Genomic DNA, 15,436 nt, shown 5'->3' on the forward strand with positions numbered 1-15,436 from the left:
ATTATTGACCACGATAAGTGAACACGACTTGCAAAGGCATCGTCCTGATCGACGGCCAGCGCCTGCCGGTAGCTGGCCGAGGTATACACGATGTGGGGCGCCGCCAACCCGAAATTCCTGGTCGATCGATAATCGGTAGCCCCAAGACTCGAGCTTCAGCTTAAACAACTAAAAGCCTGAACAATCAAGGCTTTTAGCTGACTTTGAGTTATTCTTTCATTCAATCAAACTTGAAAGCACACTGGCTTACACCAGCAGAACAGAAGTTATCTTTCCAGTCATTACCGACTGGCTTGGCTGGCGCAGGAAAGCGCTGCGACATCCTCACACCTGCCTTACCTTCGCCCTCGTAATCACAGGCAACAAAATACACCGGGTTACCGTTATCAGTAGTTTGTCGAATGGCTGCCGAGGTGAACTTCACTTTATCAAGATATGACTCAGTCGCGGCCGGATTCTCACCTTTCCAGCCCCCTCTGATGGCATTGGCTGCATAGGTAAAACCGCGCTCCGGAGTAATTGACTGCGCCATGATTTGACTAACCTGTGGGCACATTTCATCAGCCGCATTTACATTACCAGCAAAGGCAATAACACCCAGAAGGCCCAGTGAAACCACTCCACGGCTCCAAAAGTGTTTCTTACTATTACTAGTATCAAAATTTAAGTAGTTCAATTTTTAAACTCCACACATTGAATTGAACCCAGATACTGAACACTAAATAAAAACTTGTCCACCCTCAGTTTTGACAGGTTATTTCAAAATTCAACAACATTAATAATTACTAAAATATACAACCGACAAACTACGAAATATAAGATTACGAAACCTCAAGAAACTTTTAACGAACATAAAAAAATGCCCTTGTCTTTGCGACAAGGGCATTTTTTGTCAACCGCCAGTCATTCACGGAAGCTCGCGAGGCGCTCCCAAACTGAAGACTTAGTTAACCTTGGCGTTCAACTCACCTTTCAGATAACGCTGATACATCCCTTCCAGGGAGATCGGCTTGATCTTCGAAGCGTTGCCTGCGGTACCGAAGGCTTCGTAACGGGCGATGCACACGTCGCGCATGGCAGTCACAGTGGCGCCGAAGAATTTACGCGGGTCGAATTCGCTCGGGTTGGTGGCCATCAGGCGACGCATCGCACCGGTGGACGCCAGGCGCAGGTCGGTGTCGATATTGACCTTGCGCACGCCGTGCTTGATGCCTTCGACGATTTCCTCAACCGGTACGCCGTAGGTCTCCTTAATGTCGCCGCCGTACTGGTTGATGATCGCCAGCCACTCTTGCGGAACCGAAGACGAGCCGTGCATCACCAGGTGAGTGTTCGGAATGCGCTTGTGGATCTCTTTGATGCGGTCGATTGCCAATACATCGCCGGTAGGCGGTTTGGTGAACTTGTAGGCGCCGTGGCTGGTGCCGATGGCGATGGCCAGGGCATCGACCTGGGTGCGCTTGACGAAGTCAGCGGCTTCTTCCGGGTCGGTCAGCATCTGGCTGTGGTCCAGAACGCCTTCGGCGCCAATACCGTCTTCTTCACCGGCCATGCCGGTTTCCAGCGAACCCAGGCAGCCCAGCTCGCCTTCTACCGAGACGCCGCAGGCGTGAGCCATGGCCACGGTTTGTTGAGTAACGCGTACGTTGTAGTCGTAGTCGGTCGGGGTCTTGCCGTCTTCGCCAAGGGAGCCATCCATCATCACCGAGCTGAAGCCCAGTTGGATGGAACGCTGGCAGACGTCAGGGCTGGTGCCGTGATCCTGGTGCATGCACACCGGGATGTGCGGGAATTCTTCGATGGCCGCCAGGATCAGGTGACGCAGGAACGGTGCGCCGGCGTATTTGCGAGCACCGGCCGAAGCCTGGACGATCACCGGGGAGTCAGTCTTGTCAGCGGCTTCCATGATGGCGCGCATCTGCTCAAGGTTGTTGACGTTGAAGGCTGGAACGCCGTAGCCGAACTCGGCTGCGTGGTCCAGCATCTGGCGCATGCTGATAAGTGCCATTGTGTGTGTCTCTCCCGGTTTGGGTCGTTAATCGTGCCAGCCTGCCGTAGCGGCGGCGGCTATTCAAGTTATTGCAGATCGGGGGTTGGTCCCGGGCTGCGAATTCGGTGTTACATCAATCTCAACGCCGGCCCCTGTAGGAGCGAGCATGCTCGCGATGAACGAAGGAGCACCGCTGGGTATCAGACAGCCAGCGTTATCGTTAACGACCATCGCGAGCATGCTCGCTCCTACAGGTACAGCACAGTCCGTTTATTGCGCCTTACAACCGCGGCCAATCAAATCATTGGTGGCGACCCAGTAAACCAGGCCTTCCTCACCTTTCATGTGAAACGCCAGCATGTTGTCGCTGTACAGCGAACCCGACGCGCCTGGCTCCTGCTTGAGGCGATGAACCTGATCGGCTCCGCCCAGGCGCACGTCGACTTCCTGGCGGCTGTCGTCGGTGTAGCGCCAAACCACCTTGGCCTGGCTGTCGCAGGTCCAGGTAGTCCAGTCATCGGCAGGGGTGGACGACTGGAACGGGTTCCAGTTCGCGCACCCGCCCAGCAATACCAACGCCGTAATGGCGATAAAGCCTTTCATCCATGTCCCTCGACTGACGGCAGACACCGCCAGCGCTGAGTAAAGAGTCAGACCCGTCAAGGACAACCATGTTCCTTGGCGGGAGCCTGTGTCTCGTATTTGTCCAGGCCATCAGGCCCGGAACGCTTGTTGAGCACCGGATTGGTTTCTGCCTGCCAGTCGGCTTGATAGCAACCGTTCTGGGGCGCCGACGGCGCGGGTTCCGACGTAGCCTTGGGATTACTCCCACAAGCCGCCAGCAATCCCGCTACGATCAACAGCGCTAAGGTCTTGACCATGTCAACACTCCCTTGCCTGGTCAAACGGGCGACCCTCAGGCCTTGGCCCGGCTTTCCAGGACTTCAACGGCTGGCAACACCTTGCCTTCGACGAACTCCAGGAACGCGCCGCCACCGGTAGAAATGTAGGAGATTTGCTCGGCAACGCCATATTTATCGATGGCCGCCAGGGTGTCGCCGCCGCCAGCAATGGAGAATGCGGCACTGTCAGCGATGGCCTGGGCCAGCACTTTGGTGCCGTTACCGAACTGGTCGAATTCAAACACGCCAACCGGACCGTTCCACAGGATAGTCTTGGATGACTTCAGCAGTTCGGCGAAGTTCGCCGCCGTCTGCGGGCCAATATCGAGAATCATGTCGTCATCGGCAACATCGGCGATCAACTTGACAGTAGCCGTCGCGCTTTCAGCGAATTCCTTGGCAACCACCACGTCCACCGGCAGCGGCACGCTGACTTTGGCGGCAATGGCGCGGGCGGTGTCCAGCAGGTCCGGCTCGTACAGCGATTTGCCGACCGGGTGACCGGCCGCCGCCAGGAAAGTGTTAGCGATACCGCCGCCGACAATCAGCTGGTCGCAGATCTGGCTCAGGCTGTTAAGAACGTCAAGCTTGGTCGATACCTTGGAACCGGCAACGATCGCGGCCATCGGCTGGGCCGGTGCGCCCAGGGCCTTGCCCAGCGCGTCCAGTTCGGCGGCGAGCAGTGGGCCCGCGGCGGCAACCTTGGCGAACTTGGCCACGCCGTGGGTCGAACCCTCGGCACGGTGCGCGGTGCCGAAGGCGTCCATCACGAACACATCGCACAGAGCTGCGTACTGCTTGGCCAGCTCGTCCGCGTTTTTCTTTTCACCCTTGTTGAAGCGCACGTTTTCAAACAGCACGATGTCGCCGGCTTTCACGTCGACGCCGTCGAGGTAATCAGCCACCAGCGGCACTTCGCGACCCAGAGCCTTGCTCAGGTAGTCTGCCACTGGCTTGAGGCTGTTCTCGGCGGAGAATTCGCCTTCGGTCGGACGGCCAAGGTGCGAGCAGACCATCACGGCCGCGCCTTTTTCCAGGGCCAGCTTGATGGTCGGCAGCGAAGCCAGGATTCGCGCATCGCTGGTGACTACACCGTCCTTGACTGGGACGTTGAGGTCTTCGCGAATCAGTACGCGCTTACCTTGCAGATCGAGGTCGGACATCTTCAACACGGTCATGGGTCGCATTTCCTGAGTAGCTGTTCTTAGAGAGCAGGTTTTTTTGAGGCTGTGTGCAGATAGTGTTCCGCAACATCCAGCATTCGGTTGGCAAAACCCCATTCGTTGTCGAACCAGGCCAGGATGTTCACCAGCCTTGGGCCGGAAACTCGAGTCTGACTGGCATCGACGATCGCCGAATGTGGGTCGTGGTTGAAATCACAACTTGCATGGGGCAACTCGGTGTAGGCCAGAAGGCCTTTGAGCGGGCCGCGGGTGGCAGACTCGCGCAGGATCCGGTTGACCTCGGTGGCGTCGGTGTCGCTCACGGTCTGCATCGTGATGTCGAGGCAAGACACGTTAACCGTCGGCACGCGTACGGCTTTGGCCTGAATTCGCCCGGCAAGTTCCGGCAGCAAGCGTTCAATGCCGCGCGCCAGACCAGTGGACACCGGAATCACCGACTGAAACGCCGAACGGGTGCGGCGCAGGTCTTCGTGATGATAGGCGTCGATCACTGGCTGGTCGTTCATTGCCGAATGGATGGTGGTAATCGACACGTACTCGAGCCCGATGGCCTGATCCAGCAATCGCAACAACGGCACGCCGCAGTTAGTCGTGCAAGAAGCGTTGGACACCAGCAACTCATCGCCCGTCAGGCAATCCTGGTTCACGCCGTAGACGATAGTGGCGTCGACATCCGCCTCGCTGGCCATCGGCTGGGAAAACAATACGCGCGGAGCGCCAGCGTCGAGGAACCGTTGGCCGTCTTCGCGGGTGTGGTAAGCGCCGGAGCATTCCAGCACCAGATCGACGCCCAACGACGCCCAATCGATGCCTTCGGGAGTAGCACTGCGCAGGACCTTCACGCAGTCGCCATTAATATGCAGACAATCGCCATCGACCCTGACCTCACCGGGAAAGCGCCCGTGGGTGGAGTCGAAGCGTGTCAGGTATTCGATGCTGGCCATGTCGGCCAGATCGTTGATCGCGACAATCTCGAACCCGGCGTTATCGCCTCGTTCAAACAACGCACGCAATACGCAACGACCAATCCGGCCGTAGCCGTTGAGTGCAACTTTGTAGGGACGCGGTTGAGGCATGGGGGTTCTCGATAGACGCAGTCAGACGAAATCTCTTTAACAACACTCCCCACCTGTAGGAGCGAGTATGCTCACGATGGACTTCAGGACAACGCGTTCATCCAGACAGCCAGCGTTATCGTTAACGACCATCGCGAGCATGCTCGCTCCTACAAGGGTTCGCGGCGGTCATTAGACCGCCGCGCTGTGCTTAGTCTTCCAGCAGCTCTTCAGCCTGACCCAGGATGTTTTCCAGGGTGAAGCCGAACTCTTCGAACAAGGCAGGCGCAGGCGCCGACTCGCCGTAGGTGGTCATGCCGATCACGCGACCTTCCAGGCCGACATACTTGTACCAGTAGTCGGCAATGGAAGCTTCGATGGCGATACGGGCGCTGACCTGCAGCGGCAGGACCGATTGCTTGTAGCCAGCGTCCTGGGCGTCGAACACGCTGGTGCAAGGCATGGAAACCACGCGCACCTTGCGGCCCTGCTCGGTCAGCTTGTCGTACGCCTGAACGGCCAGGCCGACTTCCGAACCAGTAGCGATCAGGATCAGCTCAGGCTCGCCTGCGCAGTCCTTCAACACGTAGCCACCGCGGCTGATGTCGGCGACCTGCAGGGCATTGCGGGTCTGGTGCTGCAGGTTCTGACGCGAGAAGATCAGGGCCGAAGGACCGTCTTTACGCTCCAGTGCATACTTCCAGCACACCGCCGATTCAACGGCATCGGCCGGACGCCAGGTGTCGAGGTTTGGCGTGCAGCGCAGGCTGGCCAGTTGCTCGATTGGCTGGTGAGTCGGGCCGTCTTCGCCCAGACCGATGGAGTCGTGGGTGTAGACGTGGATCACGCGCTGCTTCATCAGGGCCGACATGCGCACCGCGTTGCGGGCGTATTCCATGAACATCAGGAAGGTCGCGCCGTAAGGCACCAGGCCGCCGTGCAGGGCAACCCCGTTCATGATCGCGGTCATGCCGAATTCGCGCACGCCGTAGTACATGTAGTTGCCGCTGGCGTCTTCAGCGGTGACACCTTTGCAGCCTTTCCACAGGGTCAGGTTGGAACCGGCCAGGTCAGCCGAACCGCCGAGGAACTCAGGCAGCAGCGGGCCGAACGCGTTCAGGGCGTTCTGGCTGGCTTTACGGCTGGCGATGGTCTCGCCCTTGGCAGCCACTTCGGCGATGTAGGCATCGGCTTTTTCGCTGAAGTCGGCCGGCAGTTCGCCGCTCAGACGACGGATCAGCTCATTGGCTTCGGTCGGGAACGCCGCGGAGTAGGCCGCGAAACGCTGGTCCCACTCGGCTTCGACCGCGCGACCAGCTTCCTTGGCATCCCACTCGGCATAAATGTCGGCCGGGATTTCGAACGGGCCGTGGTTCCACTTCAACGCCGCACGGGTCAGGGCGATTTCCGCGTCACCCAGCGGGGCGCCGTGGCAGTCTTCCTTGCCTTGCTTGTTCGGCGAACCGAAGCCGATGGTGGTCTTGCAGCAGATGAGCGTCGGCTGCGGGCTTTTACGCGCCGTCTCGATCGCGATCTTGATCTCTTCCGGATCATGACCGTCGACATTGCGGATCACTTGCCAGTTGTACGATTCAAAGCGCTTTGGCGTGTCATCGGTGAACCAGCCTTCGACTTCGCCGTCGATGGAGATACCGTTGTCATCGTAGAACGCGATCAGCTTGCCCAGGCCCAGGGTACCGGCAAGGGAGCTGACTTCGTGGGAGATGCCTTCCATCATGCAGCCATCACCCAGGAACACGTAGGTGTGGTGATCGACGATGTTGTGGCCAGGACGGTTGAACTGCGCCGCCATGACTTTTTCAGCCAAGGCAAAGCCCACGGCATTGGCCAGGCCCTGGCCCAGCGGGCCGGTGGTGGTCTCGACGCCCGGCGTGTAGCCGAATTCCGGGTGACCCGGGGTACGGCTGTGCAGTTGGCGGAACTGCTTCAGGTCTTCGATCGACAGATCGTAGCCGGTGAGGTGCAGCAGCGAGTAGATCAACATCGAACCGTGGCCATTGGACAGCACGAAGCGGTCACGGTCGGCGAACGATGGATTGCTCGGGTTGTGCTTGAGGTAGTCGCGCCAAAGCACCTCGGCGATATCCGCCATACCCATGGGGGCACCGGGATGGCCGCTGTTGGCTTTTTGCACGGCATCCATGCTGAGGGCACGAATGGCGTTGGCACGCTCACGACGGCTAGGCATCGCTGTTCTCCTGCGGGTTCTGAATCGAGAGTGATAAAAATGAAACGGAAAAAAGGCGAGCATTTTCCCTCACCCGGACGCCTCGGGGCAATGACAGAAAGTCATCTGAAGGCGTTTTTCCAACGCTTGGCGACGGATTAGGCGGGTGAAACCTTTCCGCTATCGGTTTGTAGAGTTGAGCAGCTCCTGAGAAGTGCCATCTATCGATCAATATCAAAACTTTTTGATATTGATCTTGCGGTGCTTCCGGTGCGTGACTAGACTGCCGGCCTATGAATTTACGCGCGCCCTCCATTCGCCAGGACGATTGTGATGAGCTGGCGGCCTTGTGCAAGGCCGGCGGCGATCCCTTGCGCCTGAATGTCTTGCGCGCTTTGACCAACGATTCGTTCGGCGTACTGGAACTGGCGCAGATCTTCGGCATCGGCCAATCGGGCATGAGCCATCACCTCAAGGTGCTGGCCCAGGCTGATCTGGTAGCGACCCGCCGTGAAGGCAATGCGATTTTCTACCGTCGCGCCCTGCCACACACTGAGTTGCCGGGGGGAAAATTGCACGCGGCATTGCTCGAGGAAGTGGATAACCTGCGTTTGCCGGTCGACGTGCAAATGCGCATCACCCAGGTTCACAAGCAACGCGAGGCGGCCAGCCAGGACTTTTTCTCACGGGTCGCCGAGAAATTTCGCGCCCAGCAAGACTTGATCGCTGGCCTGCCACAGTACCGCGAGAGCGTGGTGGCCCTGCTCGACAAGCTGAGCTTCGGCAGCGCTGCCACGGCGATCGAAGTCGGCCCCGGCGACGGTGCATTCCTGCCGGAACTGTCGCGCCGCTTCACTCAGGTCACGGCACTGGACAATAGCCAGGTCATGCTCGAACTGGCACGCCAGGTGTGCGAACGCGATTCGCTGACTAACGTTAACCTGCAACTGGCCGATGCCCTGAACGGCGTCAGTCTCAAGGCCGATTGCGTTGTACTGAACATGGTATTGCATCACTTTGCCGCGCCGGCCGATGCGCTCAAGCACATGGCCAATTTGCTGCAACCGGGCGGCAGCCTGCTGGTGACAGAATTATGTAGCCACAACCAGAGTTGGGCCAAGGAGGCCTGCGGTGATCTCTGGCTGGGGTTTGAACAGGACGATCTGGCCCGTTGGGCCACCGCTGCGGGGCTCGTCCCCGGAGAAAGCCTCTATGTAGGCTTACGTAATGGTTTCCAGATTCAGGTCCGCCATTTTCAGCGGTCGGCTGGCGACACTCACCATCGGTAATTTCAGGAAAACATCGAGATGAGCGAATACTCCCTTTTCACCTCCGAGTCCGTGTCTGAAGGGCATCCGGACAAAATCGCCGACCAGATTTCTGATGCGGTGCTGGACGCCATCATCGCTGAAGACAAGTTCGCGCGCGTGGCGTGCGAGACCCTGGTGAAAACCGGCGTGGCGATCATCGCTGGCGAAGTCACCACCTCGGCCTGGGTTGACCTGGAGCAGATCGTTCGTGACGTCATCACCAACATCGGCTACACCAGCTCCAACGTCGGCTTCGACGGTGCGACCTGCGGCGTAATGAACATCATCGGCAAGCAGTCCCCTGACATCAACCAGGGCGTCGACCGTGCCAAGCCTGAAGATCAGGGCGCCGGCGACCAGGGCCTGATGTTCGGCTACGCCAGCAACGAAACCGACGTGCTGATGCCTGCACCGATCACGTTCTCGCACCAGCTGGTGAAACGCCAGGCCGAAGCCCGTAAATCCGGCCTGCTGCCTTGGCTGCGTCCGGACGCCAAGTCGCAAGTGACCTGCCGCTACGAAAACGGCAAGGTTGTCGGCATCGACGCGGTTGTCCTGTCGACCCAGCACAACCCGGAAGTGTCGTACGCAGACCTGCGCGAAGGCGTGATGGAGCTGATCGTCAAGCACGTGCTGCCTGCCGAACTGCTGTCCAAGGACACTCAGTTCCACATCAACCCGACCGGCCAGTTCATCATCGGTGGCCCGGTGGGCGATTGTGGCCTGACCGGCCGCAAGATCATTGTCGACAGCTACGGTGGCATGGCCCGCCACGGTGGTGGTGCGTTCTCCGGCAAAGATCCATCCAAGGTTGACCGCTCGGCTGCCTATGCCGGTCGTTACGTGGCCAAGAACATCGTTGCCGCCGGCCTGGCCGAGCGCTGCGAGATTCAGGTGTCCTACGCCATCGGCGTTGCCCAGCCGACTTCGATCTCGCTGAACACCTTCGGCACCGGCAAGATCAGCGACGACAAGATCGTCAAGCTGGTCCGCGAAGTGTTCGACCTGCGTCCTTACGCAATCACCACCATGCTTGACCTGCTGCACCCGATGTACCAGGAAACCGCTGCGTACGGCCACTTCGGTCGCACCCCGGCAACCAAGACGGTTGGTGATGACACCTTCACCACCTTCACCTGGGAAAAGACCGACCGCGCCGAACACCTGCGCACGGCTGCCGGCCTGTAAGACTTCCCGGTGGTACCTGAAGCCCCGCACGGTCCGCCGTGCGGGGCTTTTTTATGGATGAAAACTTAGTAGGTTGAAACACTCCGAAAAACAGCGGCACACCCATCAGCCCGCCGCTGACTAACCTTCAGGCACCTCTATCGAGCAAGGAAGCTCACTATGCTGCCCCGCCTGCTGACCGGCTTACTCCTGACCTGCCTGTGCCTGAACAGTGCTGCTGGCGAATGCCCTGCCTGGCCGCCCGCGCGTGCCGCACAAGAACTCGCCGCGCTGCAAAAACAAATCGACCTCTGGGATGACAGCTATCACCGCGAAGGCCGTTCGCTGATCGCCGACGAACTCTACGATCAGTCCTTCGCGCGCCTGAGCCAATGGCGCCAATGCTTCAGCCCCGGCTCGGCCACCGATCCATTGCGCACCGCGAGCGGTCCGCTGGCCCATCCAGTGCCGCATACCGGCCTGGAAAAACTGCCAGATGCGGGTGCCGTCGAGCATTGGCTGCTGGGTCGAACTCAGGTCTGGGCCCAGCCCAAGGTCGACGGCGTGGCGGTGACCCTGGTCTACCGCAATGGCCTGCTGGTCCAGGCGATCAGTCGCGGCGATGGTGTGCATGGTCAGGACTGGACCGACTCGGCCCGCCAGGTCGGCGCCATTCCTCAACGCCTGTCCGAGCCACGGGACCTGGTGGTACAGGGCGAGCTCTACTGGCGCCTCGCTGACCATGTACAAGCCATCGCCGGCAGCCTGAACGCCCGCGGCACGGTAGCCGGCTTGATGGCCCGCAAGACATTGAGCGTCGAGCAGGCCGAGGGGATCGGCCTGTTTGCCTGGGAATGGCCCCACGGTCCGACGAGCTTGCCGGCCCGTATCGCGGAACTGGAAAAACTCGGTTTTTCCAGTTCCGCACAGTACACCCAGGCCATCAGTTCAATAGCCGAAGTCGAGTACTGGCGTGATCACTGGTATCGCTCGCCCCTGCCGTTTGCCAGCGACGGGATTGTCCTGCGCCAAGAGCAGCGCCCGCCCGCCGAACGCTGGCAGGCAAAAGCGCCATACTGGATCGTTGCCTGGAAGTATCCCTTTGCCCAGGCACTGGCCGAGGTACGAAAAGTTCATTTCAAGATTGGTCGCACGGGACGGATCACCCCCGTGCTGGAGTTGATCCCGGTGACGCTCGATGACCAGCAGATCAAGCGCGTCAGCGTGAGCTCCTTGCAACGCTGGCAAACGCTGGATATCCGAGCGGGCGACCAGGTCGCCATCAGCCTGGCCGGCCTGACCATTCCCAGGCTCGATGGCGTTGTGCTGCGCAATACCGAGCGCCCTGAGATGAACGTACCGCTGGCTGCCGACTTTCACCCATTGAGCTGCTGGCAGCCGACGCCGGGATGCCAAAGCCAGTTTCTCGCACGCCTGACATGGCTCAGCGGCAAACACGGATTGGACCTGCCCCATGTCGGCCCCGGCACATGGGAAAAACTTCTTGAAACAGGTCACCTGAACGGCCTGTTGGATTGGTTGACCCTCGATGCCCAAGAGCTTGCTAACATTGACGGTTTCGGCGAGCGCAGCGCTACTCGGCTGGCCAGCAGTTTCGACAATGCCCGGCAACGCCCACTCGCCCGCTGGCTCAAAGCCCTGGGTATGCCGCCGATCGGCCAGGCACACTTGGGCGACTCATGGCGGGAGCTGGCACAACGAGACATCGAGCAATGGCAGGCCCAACCCGACATCGGACCAGGACGCGCCGCACAATTAAGCGCATTTTTTCGCGATCCGCAGGTCGTGGCGCTGAGTGAAACACTTCGCCGGGCTGCCATAGACGGTTTTTAGCTTTAGCCCCGGTGATGCCCATGCGCCCGGGAACCCTGAAGTCCCGATGGGCTCAAACGTGCCATCGCTGCATCGACACGTATGCCTTTTCACCTGGAGCTTTTATGAAATTTCTTCCACCACTGGTCCTGTTGACCCTTTGCAGCGTTATGGCCACTCCATTGATGGCCGTCGAAGACGCCCCAGGCCTGACCGGCTGCGCCGCCAAGAAACAAGGCATCATCAATCAGATCGAACTGGCCAAATCCCACGGCAATGCCGACCAGCAGGCTGGCCTGGAGAAAGCCTTGAGCGAAGTCAGCGCCAATTGCACTGATGCCTCGCTGAAGAAAGAACGGGAAAACAAGGTGCTCGACGCCAAGCACGAAGTCAGCAAGCGTCAGGCCGACCTTGATAAAGCCATGAAACAAGGCGACCCCGAGAAGATCAACAAGCGCAAGGACAAACTCGCCGAGTCCCGCAAGGAATTGCAGGAAGCGGTGGACGAGCTGGATAAATAAGAACAGGTAAAGATCGGCAATCCCTGGTGCTGCAAAATCCGCCTTCGCGAGCAGGCTCGCCCCCACAGTTGACCGCATGCCCCTGCTCGCGAAGACATCAGACCGGGTATCGTTGATCAATGATCCCGAAATTCTTTATGGCACGCACTGCAGGCATCTTCGACCTTCTGTACCGCCGGCCCCAGGTTACTGGCCTTGTAGGGTTGAACCTGACTGGCGATCACCAGCTCGCCCGTGGCCGCTTCAAGACTGCGAGCCATTTGCTCAAAGCGTGCCTGCTTCTCCCAGACATCATTCTTGGCACTGGTGTGGTCTTCTTCACGCACCTGCGGGAAATGTTTCCATGGCTCATGGGACAGCGCATCGAGTTTCACCGCGCCGTCAGCGAACTTCGGGCCATCGAACGCAATACGGCCACGCAACATGCCACCCAGGTCTTCACCGGTCTTGAGCATCTGCTTGAAAATGGCCTTTCGCTGACCGAGGGGCGAGTTGGGATCGACGCCGCCACAAGCGCAAAGCGTCAGGCAGGCCAGCAATACAACAGAAAGTCTTTTAAGAGTCATGGTGGCTTCAGGTCACGGAAAACGGGGGCCAGTATCCTCGCGTCACCGGCAAACACCAATACCCCTATTATCAATACGGGTTGCATGAGTGCACACGACGCTCAGGCAACCGGCAAAGGAAATATTCCATGAACAGCCGTTTCAAGGCCTGGTGTCACCCCCTGGCCTGGACGCTTCCGATTGTGGCCGTGCTCGCTGGCTGCACCGGTGGCGAAGACAAACAACCGAAGACCCACGCCCTGGCCACCTACTCCAGCGCCACTTGGGAAGCGTTGCCGGCAGTCTCCGACAATGACCTCGTTGCCGGTTTCGGCTCCTGGCGCAGCGCCTGCACCCGACTCAAGGCTGACCCGGTCTGGGGCGCCACCTGCGCAGCGGCGACCAACGTGCCGCAGAGTGCCAGCGACATCCGTGGTTTTCTCAAGCAGAACCTGGATGTCTACGGCCTGCGCGCCGCCAACGACAATCCCAACGGCTTGATCACTGGCTACTACGAACCGGTCTACCCCGGCAGCCTGACCCAAACCGCAAAGGCGAACGTCCCGGTGTATGGCGTGCCTGAAGATATGATCATCGTCTCGCTGGACAGCATCTACCCGGAACTCAAGGGCAAACGCCTGCGCGGCCGACTTGAAGGCCGCGTGCTCAAGCCTTACGACGATGCAGCGACCATCGGCAGCAAGGGGGTCAAGGCTCCCGTCGTGGCCTGGTTGACCGATCCGATGAACCTGCAGTTCCTGCAAATCCAGGGATCGGGTCGTATCCAGCTCGACAGCGGTCGTCAGCTGCGAATCGCTTACGCCGACCAGAACGGCCACCCTTATCGACCGATCGGACGCTGGTTGGTGGAGCAAGGCGAGCTGAAGAAAGAAGACGTGACCATGGGCGCAATCAGCAACTGGGCCAAGGCCAACCCAGCGCGTATTCCAGAACTGCTCGGCAGCAACCCAAGCTACGTGTTTTTCACCCAGAACCCGGACAGCAACGAAGGCCCGCGCGGCTCGCTGAACGTGCCGTTGACGGCCGGTTATAGCGCGGCGGTGGATCGCAAAGTGATTCCGCTGGGTAGCCTGTTGTGGTTATCCACCACAAAACCGGATGGCACTGCACTGGTACGCCCGGTGGCAGCCCAGGACACCGGCGGCGCCATTGCTGGCGAGGTTCGTGCGGATCTGTTCTGGGGTACTGGCGAGGCGGCCGGGCAACTGGCTGGCGACATGAAGCAGCAGGGGCAGATCTGGATGCTGTGGCCCAAAGGCGCGGCGCTGCCGCAAGTGCCGCAAGTCGCCGACAAGCTTTAAAGTCAAAAGATCGCAGCCTGCGACAGCGCCTACATTGACCTCATCCGCCGCATTATCGCGGATGCACTCAATCCCTGTAGGAGCTGTCGAGTGAAACGAGGCTGCGATCTTTTGATCTTGCCCTTAAACCGACACGACAAAGAAACTGACGATCAGCCCCATCCCCACAAACCACACCAACGACCGCAAGGTCGCCCAGTCCGCCAGATAGAAAATGATGAAGAGAAGGCGACTGGTGATGAACAACACCGCCAGCACATTGAGGGTCACGAGCTCCGCATTGCCGACCAGGTGCGCCACGAGCACTGCCGCCGCGAACGCCGGGGCCACTTCGAAGCTGTTCAGTTGCGCGGCATGTGCCCTCTTGCCCAAGCCCTCCAGGGAATCAAGAAATCCCCGCGGATCGTGATTGTGTCTCAAACCGTATCCACCGCTGATCTTGGCCACCGCCGTACACACATACGGCAGGATGATCGCAATTAAAATGCACCACAGAGCAACATTCATGAAGCAGTCCCTTTCTCACGTTTAGACCCGTCAAAATTTCATTACCAGCATGCCAACCAGAACCAGCCCGCAGGCCAGTAGCCTTGGCCCGCCGAAAGGTTCTTTCAGGTAACGCATGCCGAACAGCACCACCAGGATCACGCTGATCTCGCGCAAGGCCGCCGCTTCGGCAATGGAGCCCAGCTGCATGGCCCACAGCACCAGAGCGTAGCTGAACAACACGCAGAATCCGACCGCCAGGCCCAATCGCCATTGCTCACGCCAGAACAGCTTGAACGCCGGCCGCTTGCTCACCCAGGCCAGCAACGGAAACGGCCAGGCACTGAGCAATGTCACCCAGACCAGGTAATCCAGTGGATGCGACCAGCGCCGCAAGGCCTGGCCATCGATGAAGGTGTAGCAACCGATGCACAAGCCGATCAGCGCGACCACAGGCAGCATCGACCACGGCAAGCGAGCGCCGCCTCCCCCCTGCCAGAGCAGGCACAGCATGCCAAGCGGGATCAACAGAATTCCGAAGATCTGCTGGTGGGTCAGCACTTCCCCGGCAAAAACCAGGGTCAGCGCGAGCACCACCAGCGGCGACAACCCCCGCATCAGCGGATAGACCAGCCCGAGGTCGCCGACCCGATAAGCCTGGATCAGCAAATAACGGTAGAGCAACTCGAAGGCTGCCGAGGCGAGAATCCACGGCCAGATGTCCAATGGCGGCAGCGCCACGAACGGCAACATAAGCGCGACGAAGAGCATTGCCACGCTGTCCATGCAGGCCACTACCAGCAAACGCTCGGCGCTGAACTTGATCAGGGTATTCCACGCCGCATGCAACAGCGCCGCCACCAACACTAACGCCGTCGCAAGCACGGCCTACTCCTTTTTTGTTGACCGCCCCCCCTTGTAGGAGCCGGCTTG

At 59.5% G+C, this 15,436-nt stretch carries 15 protein-coding genes; 5 read left to right on the top strand and 10 right to left on the bottom strand.

Going from position 1 to position 15,436, the window contains the following annotated elements:
• Positions 1 to 220: 220 nt before the first annotated feature.
• From PG5_RS30215 to tkt, 7 genes are all read right to left on the bottom strand, one after another.
• Positions 221 to 676 (bottom strand): DUF3757 domain-containing protein, encoded by a 456-nt coding sequence (locus PG5_RS30215; protein WP_116287605.1) that lies wholly within the window; start codon positions 674 to 676, stop codon positions 221 to 223.
• Between the two features lie 267 nt (positions 677 to 943).
• A complete protein-coding gene (gene fba, locus PG5_RS30220) occupies positions 944 to 2,008 on the bottom strand; it encodes a class II fructose-bisphosphate aldolase (RefSeq protein ID WP_007975467.1) in 1,065 nt (354 codons plus the stop codon).
• A gap of 252 nt (positions 2,009 to 2,260) precedes the next feature.
• Complete coding sequence (locus PG5_RS30225; RefSeq protein ID WP_020800879.1) at positions 2,261 to 2,593, bottom strand: MliC family protein; 333 nt, start codon at positions 2,591 to 2,593, stop codon at positions 2,261 to 2,263.
• Between the two features lie 56 nt (positions 2,594 to 2,649).
• Positions 2,650 to 2,871: a hypothetical protein gene (locus PG5_RS30230; protein ID WP_020800880.1), complete on the bottom strand. Its 222-nt coding sequence runs from the start codon at positions 2,869 to 2,871 to the stop codon at positions 2,650 to 2,652.
• Positions 2,872 to 2,906: 35 nt separating this feature from the next.
• On the bottom strand, positions 2,907 to 4,070 hold the full coding sequence (locus PG5_RS30235; protein ID WP_020800881.1) for a phosphoglycerate kinase: 1,164 nt from the start codon (positions 4,068 to 4,070) through the stop codon (positions 2,907 to 2,909).
• A 26-nt stretch (positions 4,071 to 4,096) separates the two neighbouring features.
• Positions 4,097 to 5,152, bottom strand: a complete 1,056-nt coding sequence (gene epd / locus PG5_RS30240) for an erythrose-4-phosphate dehydrogenase (protein ID WP_020800882.1) — start codon at positions 5,150 to 5,152, stop codon at positions 4,097 to 4,099.
• Between the two features lie 190 nt (positions 5,153 to 5,342).
• Positions 5,343 to 7,340, bottom strand: coding sequence for a transketolase (tkt, locus tag PG5_RS30245; RefSeq protein ID WP_020800883.1), 1,998 nt, complete (start codon positions 7,338 to 7,340; stop codon positions 5,343 to 5,345).
• Positions 7,341 to 7,612: 272 nt separating this feature from the next.
• Between tkt and PG5_RS30250 the strand changes: the two genes are divergently transcribed.
• From PG5_RS30250 to PG5_RS30265, 4 genes are all read left to right on the top strand, one after another.
• Positions 7,613 to 8,608: a metalloregulator ArsR/SmtB family transcription factor gene (locus PG5_RS30250; RefSeq protein WP_020800884.1), complete on the top strand. Its 996-nt coding sequence runs from the start codon at positions 7,613 to 7,615 to the stop codon at positions 8,606 to 8,608.
• An 18-nt stretch (positions 8,609 to 8,626) separates the two neighbouring features.
• Positions 8,627 to 9,817 carry a methionine adenosyltransferase gene (metK, locus tag PG5_RS30255; protein WP_020800885.1) on the top strand — a complete coding sequence of 397 codons (1,191 nt, stop codon included), beginning with the start codon at positions 8,627 to 8,629 and terminating at the stop codon, positions 9,815 to 9,817.
• A 159-nt stretch (positions 9,818 to 9,976) separates the two neighbouring features.
• Positions 9,977 to 11,650, top strand: a complete 1,674-nt coding sequence (gene ligB, locus PG5_RS30260) for an NAD-dependent DNA ligase LigB (protein ID WP_020800886.1) — start codon at positions 9,977 to 9,979, stop codon at positions 11,648 to 11,650.
• A 104-nt stretch (positions 11,651 to 11,754) separates the two neighbouring features.
• Positions 11,755 to 12,150 carry a DUF1090 domain-containing protein gene (locus PG5_RS30265; RefSeq protein WP_020800887.1) on the top strand — a complete coding sequence of 132 codons (396 nt, stop codon included), beginning with the start codon at positions 11,755 to 11,757 and terminating at the stop codon, positions 12,148 to 12,150.
• Between the two features lie 116 nt (positions 12,151 to 12,266).
• Here the strand turns inward: PG5_RS30265 and PG5_RS30270 are convergent, their stop codons facing one another.
• Positions 12,267 to 12,716 carry a cytochrome c gene (locus tag PG5_RS30270; protein WP_020800888.1) on the bottom strand — a complete coding sequence of 150 codons (450 nt, stop codon included), beginning with the start codon at positions 12,714 to 12,716 and terminating at the stop codon, positions 12,267 to 12,269.
• 128 nt (positions 12,717 to 12,844) lie between these two features.
• On the opposite strand from PG5_RS30270, the gene PG5_RS30275 reads away from it, so the two are divergent.
• Positions 12,845 to 14,017 (top strand): murein transglycosylase A, encoded by a 1,173-nt coding sequence (locus PG5_RS30275; RefSeq protein ID WP_020800889.1) that lies wholly within the window; start codon positions 12,845 to 12,847, stop codon positions 14,015 to 14,017.
• Between the two features lie 123 nt (positions 14,018 to 14,140).
• Here the strand turns inward: PG5_RS30275 and PG5_RS30280 are convergent, their stop codons facing one another.
• Together PG5_RS30280 and PG5_RS30285 are read right to left on the bottom strand one after the other, a co-directional pair.
• Entirely contained in the window at positions 14,141 to 14,524 is a 384-nt protein-coding gene (locus PG5_RS30280) for an MAPEG family protein (protein ID WP_020800890.1), read from the bottom strand.
• Positions 14,525 to 14,554: 30 nt separating this feature from the next.
• Positions 14,555 to 15,388, bottom strand: coding sequence for an EamA family transporter (locus PG5_RS30285; protein ID WP_020800891.1), 834 nt, complete (start codon positions 15,386 to 15,388; stop codon positions 14,555 to 14,557).
• Positions 15,389 to 15,436 lie beyond the last annotated feature (48 nt).

Origin of the sequence: Pseudomonas sp. G5(2012) (genome assembly GCF_000408945.1) — a bacterium.
In the GTDB taxonomy this organism is placed as follows: Bacteria; Pseudomonadota; Gammaproteobacteria; order Pseudomonadales; family Pseudomonadaceae; genus Aquipseudomonas; species Aquipseudomonas umsongensis.

Excerpts from the sequence above, each read along its gene's own strand:
- fba (WP_007975467.1), bottom strand. The coding sequence starts at position 2,008 with ATGGCACTTATCAGCATGCGCCAGATGCTGGACCACGCAGCCGAGTTC.
- PG5_RS30225 (WP_020800879.1), bottom strand. The coding sequence starts at position 2,593 with ATGAAAGGCTTTATCGCCATTACGGCGTTGGTATTGCTGGGCGGGTGC.
- PG5_RS30230 (WP_020800880.1), bottom strand. The coding sequence starts at position 2,871 with ATGGTCAAGACCTTAGCGCTGTTGATCGTAGCGGGATTGCTGGCGGCT.
- PG5_RS30235 (WP_020800881.1), bottom strand. The coding sequence starts at position 4,070 with ATGACCGTGTTGAAGATGTCCGACCTCGATCTGCAAGGTAAGCGCGTA.
- epd (WP_020800882.1), bottom strand. The coding sequence starts at position 5,152 with ATGCCTCAACCGCGTCCCTACAAAGTTGCACTCAACGGCTACGGCCGG.
- tkt (WP_020800883.1), bottom strand. The coding sequence starts at position 7,340 with ATGCCTAGCCGTCGTGAGCGTGCCAACGCCATTCGTGCCCTCAGCATG.
- PG5_RS30250 (WP_020800884.1), top strand. The coding sequence starts at position 7,613 with ATGAATTTACGCGCGCCCTCCATTCGCCAGGACGATTGTGATGAGCTG.
- metK (WP_020800885.1), top strand. The coding sequence starts at position 8,627 with ATGAGCGAATACTCCCTTTTCACCTCCGAGTCCGTGTCTGAAGGGCAT.
- ligB (WP_020800886.1), top strand. The coding sequence starts at position 9,977 with ATGCTGCCCCGCCTGCTGACCGGCTTACTCCTGACCTGCCTGTGCCTG.
- PG5_RS30265 (WP_020800887.1), top strand. The coding sequence starts at position 11,755 with ATGAAATTTCTTCCACCACTGGTCCTGTTGACCCTTTGCAGCGTTATG.
- PG5_RS30270 (WP_020800888.1), bottom strand. The coding sequence starts at position 12,716 with ATGACTCTTAAAAGACTTTCTGTTGTATTGCTGGCCTGCCTGACGCTT.
- PG5_RS30275 (WP_020800889.1), top strand. The coding sequence starts at position 12,845 with ATGAACAGCCGTTTCAAGGCCTGGTGTCACCCCCTGGCCTGGACGCTT.
- PG5_RS30280 (WP_020800890.1), bottom strand. The coding sequence starts at position 14,524 with ATGAATGTTGCTCTGTGGTGCATTTTAATTGCGATCATCCTGCCGTAT.